Source organism: Actinoplanes sp. NPDC051633 (assembly GCF_040681735.1).
Lineage (GTDB): Bacteria > Actinomycetota > Actinomycetes > Mycobacteriales > Micromonosporaceae > Actinoplanes.
This window is the reverse complement of sequence record NZ_JBFAZH010000214.1, coordinates 1-8,681: the sequence shown is the minus strand read 5'-3', so window position 1 is coordinate 8,681 and position 8,681 is coordinate 1. Positions and strand designations below refer to the sequence as shown.

The 8,681-nt window shown below is 70.5% G+C and carries 13 protein-coding genes; 3 read left to right on the top strand and 10 right to left on the bottom strand.

Annotated features, from left to right (window positions below; all coding sequences use genetic code 11):
- Window positions 1–97: 97 nt before the first annotated feature.
- The 6 genes from rplT to AB0M20_RS14785 form a co-directional block, all read right to left on the bottom strand.
- The gene (gene rplT / locus AB0M20_RS14810) at window positions 98–490 is read right to left on the bottom strand and encodes a 50S ribosomal protein L20 (RefSeq protein ID WP_364298235.1); all 393 of its coding nucleotides are present in this window, start codon (window positions 488–490) and stop codon (window positions 98–100) included.
- Between the two features lie 37 nt (window positions 491–527).
- Window positions 528–722, bottom strand: a complete 195-nt coding sequence (gene rpmI, locus AB0M20_RS14805) for a 50S ribosomal protein L35 (protein ID WP_364298233.1) — start codon at window positions 720–722, stop codon at window positions 528–530.
- Window positions 723–765: 43 nt separating this feature from the next.
- Window positions 766–1,398 carry a translation initiation factor IF-3 gene (infC, locus tag AB0M20_RS14800; RefSeq protein WP_364298239.1) on the bottom strand — a complete coding sequence of 211 codons (633 nt, stop codon included), beginning with the start codon at window positions 1,396–1,398 and terminating at the stop codon, window positions 766–768.
- A 309-nt stretch (window positions 1,399–1,707) separates the two neighbouring features.
- Window positions 1,708–2,148: a PH domain-containing protein gene (locus AB0M20_RS14795; RefSeq protein ID WP_364298231.1), complete on the bottom strand. Its 441-nt coding sequence runs from the start codon at window positions 2,146–2,148 to the stop codon at window positions 1,708–1,710.
- Window positions 2,148–2,990, bottom strand: a complete 843-nt coding sequence (gene hisG, locus AB0M20_RS14790) for an ATP phosphoribosyltransferase (protein WP_364298229.1) — start codon at window positions 2,988–2,990, stop codon at window positions 2,148–2,150. The genes AB0M20_RS14795 and hisG overlap by 1 nt, the downstream gene beginning before the upstream one ends.
- Window positions 2,991–3,034: 44 nt before the next feature.
- A complete protein-coding gene (locus AB0M20_RS14785) occupies window positions 3,035–3,298 on the bottom strand; it encodes a phosphoribosyl-ATP diphosphatase (protein WP_364298227.1) in 264 nt (87 codons plus the stop codon).
- A gap of 78 nt (window positions 3,299–3,376) precedes the next feature.
- Between AB0M20_RS14785 and AB0M20_RS14780 the strand changes: the two genes are divergently transcribed.
- Genes AB0M20_RS14780 through AB0M20_RS14770 form a run of 3 tightly spaced genes read left to right on the top strand, consistent with a single transcriptional unit; the run spans window position 3,377 to window position 5,849 of the window.
- A complete protein-coding gene (locus tag AB0M20_RS14780; RefSeq protein ID WP_364298225.1) occupies window positions 3,377–4,252 on the top strand; it encodes an ABC transporter substrate-binding protein in 876 nt (291 codons plus the stop codon).
- The gene (locus tag AB0M20_RS14775) at window positions 4,249–5,106 is read left to right on the top strand and encodes an amino acid ABC transporter permease (protein WP_364298223.1); all 858 of its coding nucleotides are present in this window, start codon (window positions 4,249–4,251) and stop codon (window positions 5,104–5,106) included. Before AB0M20_RS14780 ends, AB0M20_RS14775 begins: the two co-directional genes overlap by 4 nt.
- The gene (locus AB0M20_RS14770; RefSeq protein WP_364298237.1) at window positions 5,106–5,849 is read left to right on the top strand and encodes an amino acid ABC transporter ATP-binding protein; all 744 of its coding nucleotides are present in this window, start codon (window positions 5,106–5,108) and stop codon (window positions 5,847–5,849) included. Before AB0M20_RS14775 ends, AB0M20_RS14770 begins: the two co-directional genes overlap by 1 nt.
- A gap of 21 nt (window positions 5,850–5,870) precedes the next feature.
- Here the strand turns inward: AB0M20_RS14770 and ribH are convergent, their stop codons facing one another.
- The 4 genes from ribH to AB0M20_RS14750 form a co-directional block, all read right to left on the bottom strand.
- Window positions 5,871–6,344 (bottom strand): 6,7-dimethyl-8-ribityllumazine synthase, encoded by a 474-nt coding sequence (ribH, locus tag AB0M20_RS14765; protein WP_364298221.1) that lies wholly within the window; start codon window positions 6,342–6,344, stop codon window positions 5,871–5,873.
- Window positions 6,345–6,415: 71 nt separating this feature from the next.
- Complete coding sequence (locus tag AB0M20_RS14760; protein ID WP_364298219.1) at window positions 6,416–7,621, bottom strand: bifunctional 3,4-dihydroxy-2-butanone-4-phosphate synthase/GTP cyclohydrolase II; 1,206 nt, start codon at window positions 7,619–7,621, stop codon at window positions 6,416–6,418.
- The gene (locus tag AB0M20_RS14755; RefSeq protein WP_364298217.1) at window positions 7,611–8,213 is read right to left on the bottom strand and encodes a riboflavin synthase; all 603 of its coding nucleotides are present in this window, start codon (window positions 8,211–8,213) and stop codon (window positions 7,611–7,613) included. The genes AB0M20_RS14760 and AB0M20_RS14755 overlap by 11 nt, the downstream gene beginning before the upstream one ends.
- Window positions 8,213–8,681: dihydrofolate reductase family protein (locus AB0M20_RS14750; RefSeq protein ID WP_364298215.1), on the bottom strand; the 469-nt coding region annotated here is incomplete at its 5' end. The genes AB0M20_RS14750 and AB0M20_RS14755, both read right to left, overlap by 1 nt.

Sequence of the window (8,681 nt, the reverse complement as noted above, 5' to 3'; positions counted from 1 at the left end):
GTCGCGGCGGCGCTGCAGGCGCCGGGCCGCGACGATGCGGGGGGTACGGGGCGTGAAAAGGCGCCCTCCGACCTCGAAGGGCGCCTCGGTCACGTGCTCAGGCAGCCTGGGCGGGGGCGCCACCGGTGCCCTCGGCCGCCACAGCGGCCCTCGCCACCTCGACGATCGCGGCGAACGCGGCCGCGTCGTTGACCGCCAGGTCGGCGAGGATCTTGCGATCGACCTCGACACCGGCCAGGCGCAGGCCCTGGATCAGCCGGTTGTAGGTCATCCCGTTCGCCCGCGACGCGGCGTTGATCCGGGTGATCCACAGCTGGCGGAAGTCGCCCTTGCGGTCCCGGCGGTCGCGGTACGCGTACTGCATCGAGTGCAGCACCTGCTCCTTGGCCTTGCGGTAGAGCCGCGAGCGCTGCCCGCGGTATCCGCTCGCCGTCTCGAGCAACGTACGACGCTTCTTCTGGGCGTTCACAGCCCGCTTGACGCGTGCCATCTATCCACTCCTAACAGGAAAACGTGTGTGGCGCGCGTCAGCGGCCGAGCAGCTTGTTGACTCGCTTGGCGTCGGCCTTGGACACGACGATCGTGCCGCTCATCCGACGCGTCACGTGGGAGGACTTGACCTCCATGAGGTGACGCTTGCCCGCCTTCTCGCGGACGACCTTGCCGCTACCGGTGACCCGCACCCGCTTGCCCATGCCGGTGTGGCTCTTCATCTTCGGCACTTCGAACGCCTCTTCTCGTGCTCCCCGGGGGCCGGGGAGATCTCTACTCTGCGGTGGTGTCGGCGGCAGCGGCGGCCGGCGCGGCAGGGGCGACGTCGCCCTCGCGCGGCGGACGAGCCCTGCTCTCATGCGCTGCGGTCACCCTGTCGGCCGCGGCGGCCTTGGTGGCCCGATGCGGCGCCAACACCATGATCATGTTGCGGCCGTCCTGCTTGGGACTGGCCTCGACGAAGCCGAGCTCGGAGATCTCCTCGCTCAGCCTGCGGAGAAGCCGGAAACCCAGCTCGGGGCGGCTCTGCTCACGACCACGGAACATGATCGTGACCTTGACCTTGTCGCCCGCCTTGAGGAACCGGACCACGTGACCCTTCTTGGTCTCGTAGTCGTGCGGGTCGATCTTCGGCCGGAGCTTCATTTCCTTGATGACGGTCTGTTGCTGGTTGCGCCGTGCTTCGCGCGCCTTGAGTGCCGACTCGTACTTGAACTTGCCGAAGTCCATGAGCTTGCACACCGGCGGGCGAGCCATCGGTGCCACCTCGACCAGATCCAGATCGACGTCCGCGGCCAGCTGAAGGGCGCGCTCGAGCGGGACGATGCCCACCTGCTCACCCTCGGGGCCGACCAGCCGGACCTCTCTCGCCCGGATCTGCTCGTTAACGCGTGGTTCGACGCTGATGGGGCCTCCTCAGAACGGGTTCCATTACCGCCCACGCCACGATCTGCGGCGTAAGCCTTGCCAATGTCGGTCGGCCTCTCGACGCCCCGGGTGCAGGCGAGGAGGAAAGCAGAAGGCCCCGGCATGTGCCAGGGCCCGCTCGACCGGTCATCGGCGCCCTGGATCCCATCAGGGAGGACGCACACCGACCCCGGAATATTCTGGGTTCGGTTGACCGGACCCGGCCGTTTGCACAGCTCAGGTGGGAACCAGCGGGCTCCTCTTTCGCGTGCGCACAAGTGCGCACGTGGTCGACTACCGGCAATACTATCAGGCCGCCGCGGCGGCCGAATGAAGGGCCCGAAGTGCTCGGACGCCCTCCACCGCGTACTCCTTGTCGGCCGCCTGCAGCGCGTGGATCGACACCGTGTCGTCGTTCGCCATCTCCAGCATCGCCCACGGCGAATTCCGGTCGAAGCGGACCGACCGCACGGCCGACCAGGGCAGGTCGTAGCCGCCGACGACGTTGCGGATCCGGATGCGCTCGGCGTCGGCGATCACCCGCGGCCGCAGGAACAACAGGATGCCCAGGCCGATGAGCACACCCAGGCCGATCATCGCGAGCTGGTCGCCGCGCTGGAACTGGCCGAAGTTGTCCCCCGTGGAGCCGTGCAGCCCGAAGCTGAGCACGGTGAACAGCACCACGACCGCGGCGGCGGCCGGGGCGGCGACCCAGCGGATCCGATGCGGCCGGTACATGACGGACGTCATCACAACCTGCAATTCGAGATGTCGGTGACCAGGATGGCCCGTGCACCCAGATCGTAGAGCTGGTCCATCACGCGGTGCACCTCGTCGCGCTGCACCATGGCCTGCACCGCGACCCAGCCCTCGCGGTGCAGCGGCGACACGGTCGGCGACTCGATGCCGGGGGTCAGCGCCGTCGCCTTGTCCAGCAGATCCGACGGGACGTCGTACGCCAGCATCACGAAGCTGCGCGCGACGAGCACGCCCTGCAGCCGCCGGATCAGCTGGGCCGACTTCGCGGCGTCCGACGCGGCGCGGCCGATCAGGATCGCCGACGACCGCAGCAGCGGCTCGCCCAGCGTGACCAGCCCGGCCTGACGCAGGGTCGCGCCGGTCTCCACCACGTCGGCGATCAGGTCGGCGACGCCGAGCCGCACGGCGTTCTCCACCGCGCCGTCCAGCCGCACCACCTCGGCGTCGATCGCGTTGTCGGCCAGGTAACGCTCGACCACCCCGGGGTACGCGGTCGCGATGCGCCGGCCGGCGATCCCGTCCACCGAGCCGAGCGAGCCGGCCGGGCCCGCCCAGCGGAAGGTGGCGCCGCCGAACCCCAGGTCGAGCAGCTCGGTGGCCGGCACGCCGGAGTCGACCAGCAGGTCCCGGCCGGTGATGCCGAGGTCCAGGTCACCGGTGCCGACGTAGGTGGCGATGTCCCGGGGCCGCAGATAGAAGAACTCGACCTCGTTGGGCTCGTCGCGGCAGATCAGGTCTTTCGGGTCGGTGCGCTGGCGGTAACCGGCGTCGCGCAGCATCTGGGCGGCCGGGCCGGACAGGGTTCCCTTGTTCGGGATGGCGATGCGCAGCATGTCTCTCTCTCCTTCTCGTGTCGTGGAACGGACGAACGAGCAGGTCAGAGATGTCGGTAGACGTCCTTGAGGTCGAGGCCGGTGGCGATCATCAGCACCTGGGCCTGATAGAGCAGCTGGGAGATCTCCTCGGCGGCCCGCTCGGGCCCCTCGTGCTCGGCCGCCATCCAGGACTCGGCCGCCTCCTCCACCACCTTCTTGCCGATGAAGTGCACACCCCGGTCCAGCGCGGCGACCGTGGACGAGCCCGGGTCCCGGGCCGCGGCCTTGGCCTGCAGCTCGGCGAACAGCTCTTCGAACGTCTTCACGGGGGGCAATTGTTGCAGCTCATTACAGGACGGCGACGGACGGCCCTGCTGCTCGGACCGTGTCATAGGCTGCCGGTCATGGTCAGGAGAAACACCCTCGCCGCGCTCGGCAGCGCGGCCGTTATGCTAGCCGCGCTGGCCGCGTGCGCCCCGGCGGACGAGGAGAGCCCCTCCGCGGGCGCCTCGCCGTCGTCGTCGGCCGATCCGTGCCCCGCCGGCGCCCTTTCGACCCGCACCTCCGGGAAGCTCACCATCGGCACCGACAACCCGGCCTATCCCCCATGGTTCGTGGACAACAAGCCGAACAACGGCAAGGGCTTCGAGTCGGCCGTTGCCTACAACGTCGCCGAGCGGCTGGGCTACACCGCGCAGAACGTGACGTGGGTGCAGGTGCCCTTCAACAACGCGATCGCGCCGGGCCCCAAGGCGTACGACTTCGACATCAACCAGTTCTCCATCACACCGGAGCGCAAGCAGGCGGTGGACTTCTCCTCGGCCTACTACCTGGTGCGGCAGACCGTGATCACCACCAAGGGCAGCAAGCTCGAGGGCGTCACCACGATCGCCGGGCTGCAGAGCGCGAAACTCGGCGCGCAGGTCGGCACGACGAGCCTGCAGGCGATCAACGAGCTGATCAAGCCGACCGAGAAGGCGCAGGTCTTCAACAGCAACGACGACGCCAAGAAGGCGCTGCAGAACGGCACGATCGACGGGCTGGTCGTGGACCTGCCGACCGCCTTCTACATGACCGGCGCCGAGCTGGACAACGGCCTGATCGTCGGCCAGCTCCCGCAGGTGGGCGTGCCGGAGCAGTTCGGCCTGGTGCTGGACAAGGACTCGCCGCTGACCGAGTGCGTGAAGGACGCGGTGGACGAGCTGCGTCAGGACGGCACCCTCGCGGTGCTGGAGAAGACCTGGCTCGCCGGGTCCAGTGGGGCTCCCGAGCTGCAGTGACGCCCAGCGACATCCAGCCGAGCAACATCCAGCCCAGCGACATTCAGAGGGGGCGGATCGCGTACCGGAGACGGCGGGCGGTCCGCTCCGTACTGATCGCCGCCGTCTCCACGGCCGTGCTCGGCACGCTGCTCGTGGTCGCGGTCACCGGCTCGCCCGGCTGGGCCCGGGTCCGGGAGTCGTTCCTCGATTGGGGAATCGCCCGCGACTCGTTCCCGGCGGTGCTCGACGGGCTCTGGCTCAACATCCGGCTGCTCGTGGTCTGCGCGGTGCTGGCGCTGACCCTGGGCCTGCTGATCGCCGTCCTGCGGACCCTGCGCGGGCCGGTGTTCTTCCCGGTGCGGGCGCTGGCCACCACCTACACCTACACGTTCCGGGGCGTGCCGCTGATCATCGTGATCTACCTGTTCGCCTTCGGCATCCCCGGGCTGCGGCTGCAGGGCACCCCGGGCGTGCTCGTGCTCGGGGCGGCGGCGCTGGTGGTCACGTACGGCGCCTATCTGGCCGAGGTGTTCCGGGCCGGCATCGAGTCGGTGCACCCCAGCCAGCTCGCGGCGGCCCGCTCGCTCGGGCTGACCTACCGGCAGACGATGCGTCACGTGGTGCTGCCGCAGGCGGTCCGGCGGGTCGCGCCACCGCTGCTCAACGACACCGTGGCGCTGCAGAAGGACGTCGGCCTGGTGTCGCTGGCCGGGCCGATCGACGCGGTCCGGGCCGCCCAGATCAGCACCGCCGAGACGTTCAACTACACGCCGTACCTGGTGGCGGCGGTGCTCTTCGTGCTGCTCGCGCTGCCGCTGATCGCGATCACCGACGGGGTCACCATGCGCGCCGCACGACGGCAGGGCGCGTGATGGCCGTCCTGGAAGCGGCGAACGTCCGGAAGGTCTTCGGCGACGCGGTCGTCCTCGACGACGTCAGCCTCACCGTCGACGAGCACGAGGTGGTCGCCCTGATCGGCGCCTCCGGCTCGGGCAAGTCGACGCTGCTGCGCTGCATCAACCTGCTGACCCAGATCGACGACGGCGTCATCCGGCTGGACGGCGAGGACATCACCGACCCGCGCGTGGACCCCGATGAGGTGCGCCGCCGGATCGGCATGGTGTTCCAGTCCTACAACCTGTTCCCGCACATGACGGTGCTCGACAACATCACGCTCGCGCCGACCCGGGTGCATCGCCGCGCGCGGGCACAGGCACGGGAGCAGGCCCGGGAATGGCTGGGCCGGGTCGGACTCGCGGACAAGTCGGACAGCTATCCGGACCGGCTCTCCGGTGGCCAGCAGCAGCGGGTCGCGATCGTCCGGGCGCTGGTCAACGGACCCCGGCTGCTGCTGCTCGACGAGGTCACCTCGGCGCTCGACCCCGAGCTGGTCGGCGAGGTGCTGAGCATGATCCGGGACCTCAAGACCGAGGGCATGACGATGGTGCTGGCCACCCACGAGATGGGCTTCGCCAAGCAGGTCGCCGACCGGGTGGCGTTCCTCGACGGGGGCAAGGTGCTCGAGTCCGGGCCGCCGGCGCAGGTGCTGGGCGACCCGGTGGAGCCGCGGACCAGGCAGTTCCTGGCCCGCATCATCGAGGCCGGCCGCCTGTAGTCCGTCCTTGGGAGGGCGGGCCTAGGACGGCAGTCCCCGGATGGCCAGGGCGGCGTCGAGCACGGCGACCGTCGACTGCCAGCCCTTGTCCTCGATCGAGTCCTCCAGGCCGGCGCGGTCCTTGGCCTGGCCGAGCGACTCCACGGTGAGCACGCCGTGCGCCACGGGCGTCTGCTCGTCCAGCGCCACCCGGGTCAGCCCGGCGGTCACCGCGTCGCAGACGTAGTCGAAGTGCGCCGTCTCGCCGCGGATCACCACGCCCAGCGCGACCACCGCGTCGCACCTTTTCGCCAGCGCCTGGGCCACCACCGGCAGCTCGACCGACCCGGCCACCCGGGTCACGATCACGTCGTCCACCCCGCACGCCTTCGCGGCCTGCTGCGCCCGCTCCACCATGTGGTCGACGAGGCCGCTGTGCCAGCGTGAGCCGACGATTCCGAGCCTCAGCCCTTTCGCGTCGACGGTCTCCATGTGCGGGTCACCGAAGCCGGCCATGTCCTCATCCCCTCACTTTCGCAAGCATTCTCCGCCCGGCGGCACGGACGCCGCCGGAGATCACCGGAAACTCAGCCGAGCGCCTCGAACAGGTGGCCCATCCGGTCCCGCTTGGTGCGCAGGTACCGCACGTTCTCGGGGTGCAGGCGCACCGGCAGGGCCTCGCGGCCGGTGATCGTCAGGCCGTAGCCCTCGAGGCCGGCCCGTTTGTCCGGGTTGTTGGTCAGCAGCCGCATCGACCGCACGCCCAGCTCGTAGAGGATCTGCGCGCCCGTACCGTAGTCGCGGGCGTCGGCCGGCAGGCCCAGCTCCAGGTTCGCGTCGACGGTGTCGAGGCCGCGGTCCTGCAGCTGGTACGCCTGCAGCTTGTGCAGCAGCCCGATCCCCCGCCCCTCGTGCCCGCGCATGTAGAGCACCACCCCGCGGCCGGCCGCCGCGACCCGGGCCAGCGCCGCGTCGAGCTGCGGGCCGCAGTCGCAGCGCACCGAGCCGAAGACGTCCCCGGTCAGGCACTCCGAGTGCACCCGGACCAGCACGTCCTCGCCGTCACCGATGTCGCCGTGCACCAGCGCCACGTGCTCCGCGCCGTCCACCAGGGCGCGGTAGCCGACCGCCGTGAACAGGCCGTGCTCGGTCGGCAGCCGCGTCTCGACCACCCGCTCGATCTGCTGCTCGTGATGCCGCCGGTACGCGATCAGCTCCGCGATGCTGATCAGCGCCAGGTCGTGCTCGGCGGCGAACGTCTCCAGGTCGGGCAGCCGCATCATGGTGCCGTCGTCGTTGACCATCTCGCACAGCACGCCGGCCGGCCGCAGCCCGGCGAGCACCGCCAGGTCGATCGCGGCCTCGGTGTGCCCGGGCCGGCGCAGCACCCCGCCGGCCTTGGCCCGCAGCGGCACCACGTGGCCGGGGCGGGACAGGTCGGACGGCTGGGTGGCCGGGTCGGACAGCAGCCGGATGGTGTGCGCCCGGTCGGCGGCCGAGATGCCGGTGCCGATGTTCTCCCGCGCGTCCACGGTGACCGTGTAGGCCGTGCCGCGCCGATCCTGGTTCTGGTGGTACTGCGGCGGCAGGTCGAGCCGGTCGGCCTCGGCCTCGGTGATCGGCGCGCAGATGTAGCCGGAGGTGTACCGGCGCATGAAGGCGATCAGCTCGGGTGTCGCCTTCTCGGCCGCGAAGATCAGGTCGCCCTCGTTCTCGCGGTCTTCATCGTCGACCACGATGACGGCCCGGCCCGCGGCGATGTCCTTGATCGCGCGTTCGATGTCATCCAACATGGCGGTCCCCCAACATCTTCTCGACGTACTTGGCGATCACGTCCACTTCGAGGTTCACCGGGTCGCCGACCGCCTTGGCACCCAGGACCGTGAGCTTGAGCGTCGTGGGGATGAGACCCACCTCGAACTCGCTCTCGGAGACCGACATGACGGTCAGCGAGACGCCGTCGACCGTGATCGAGCCCTTCTCCACCACGTACTTCGCCAGCGACGGCGGCAGCGAGAAGCGCAGCACCTCCCACTCGTCGGCGGGCTCCCGCGCGACGATCCGCGCGACCCCGTCGACGTGGCCCTGCACCAGGTGGCCGCCGAGCCGGCTGCCGAGGGTCGCGGCACGCTCCAGGTTGACCGGCGCGCCCGGCCCGAGCACGCGCAGCGACGAGCGCCGCAGCGTCTCGCCCATCACGTCCGCGGTGAAGACGCCGTCGACGTTGTCGAGCACGGTGAGGCAGACGCCGTTGACGGAGATCGAGTCGCCGTGACGGGCGTCCGAGGTGACCAGGGGCCCGCGGACGGCGAGGACGGCCGAGTCGCCGCCCGCGTCGGTGAGGTACACGACCTCGCCGAGCTCCTCGATGATGCCGGTGAACATCAGGACTCCTTCTGCCGGAGGGTGGCGACGAACCGCAGATCGGGACCGATCCGCGTGACGTCGGTGAGATCGAGGTCGATGGCCTCGCCGATGGTGGTGACGCCGGCGTCGCGCAGCACCGCGAGGCCGTCGCCGAGCAGCTTGGGTGCGACGTAGCCGACCACCTGGTCGACCAGCCCGGCGGCGAGGAAGGCCCCGGCCAGCGTCGGGCCGCCCTCGAGCAGCGCCGAGCGCACACCGCGGGCGAAGAGCGCGACCAGCAGCGCGCTGAGGTCGACGCGGCCGTCGGGGCCGGTGCCCAGCTCGGCCGCGGTGGCGATCCAGGTGGGTGCGAGCGCGTCGCGCACGCGGGCGTTCTCCGGGGTACGCGCGGAGGAGTCGACGACCACCCGCAGCGGCTGCCGGACGACGTCGTGACCGCGGACCGTCAGCTGCGGATCGTCGGCCAGCACCGTCCCGATCCCCGCG

What these genes read in the sequence shown, in the direction of transcription:
- rplT (WP_364298235.1), bottom strand. Translation starts at nt 490, where the DNA reads ATGGCACGCGTCAAGCGGGCTGTGAACGCCCAGAAGAAGCGTCGTACG.
- AB0M20_RS14795 (WP_364298231.1), bottom strand. Translation starts at nt 2,148, where the DNA reads ATGACGTCCGTCATGTACCGGCCGCATCGGATCCGCTGGGTCGCCGCC.
- hisG (WP_364298229.1), bottom strand. Translation starts at nt 2,990, where the DNA reads ATGCTGCGCATCGCCATCCCGAACAAGGGAACCCTGTCCGGCCCGGCC.
- AB0M20_RS14780 (WP_364298225.1), top strand. Translation starts at nt 3,377, where the DNA reads ATGGTCAGGAGAAACACCCTCGCCGCGCTCGGCAGCGCGGCCGTTATG.
- AB0M20_RS14770 (WP_364298237.1), top strand. Translation starts at nt 5,106, where the DNA reads ATGGCCGTCCTGGAAGCGGCGAACGTCCGGAAGGTCTTCGGCGACGCG.
- ribH (WP_364298221.1), bottom strand. Translation starts at nt 6,344, where the DNA reads ATGGCCGGCTTCGGTGACCCGCACATGGAGACCGTCGACGCGAAAGGG.
- AB0M20_RS14760 (WP_364298219.1), bottom strand. Translation starts at nt 7,621, where the DNA reads ATGTTGGATGACATCGAACGCGCGATCAAGGACATCGCCGCGGGCCGG.
- AB0M20_RS14755 (WP_364298217.1), bottom strand. Translation starts at nt 8,213, where the DNA reads ATGTTCACCGGCATCATCGAGGAGCTCGGCGAGGTCGTGTACCTCACC.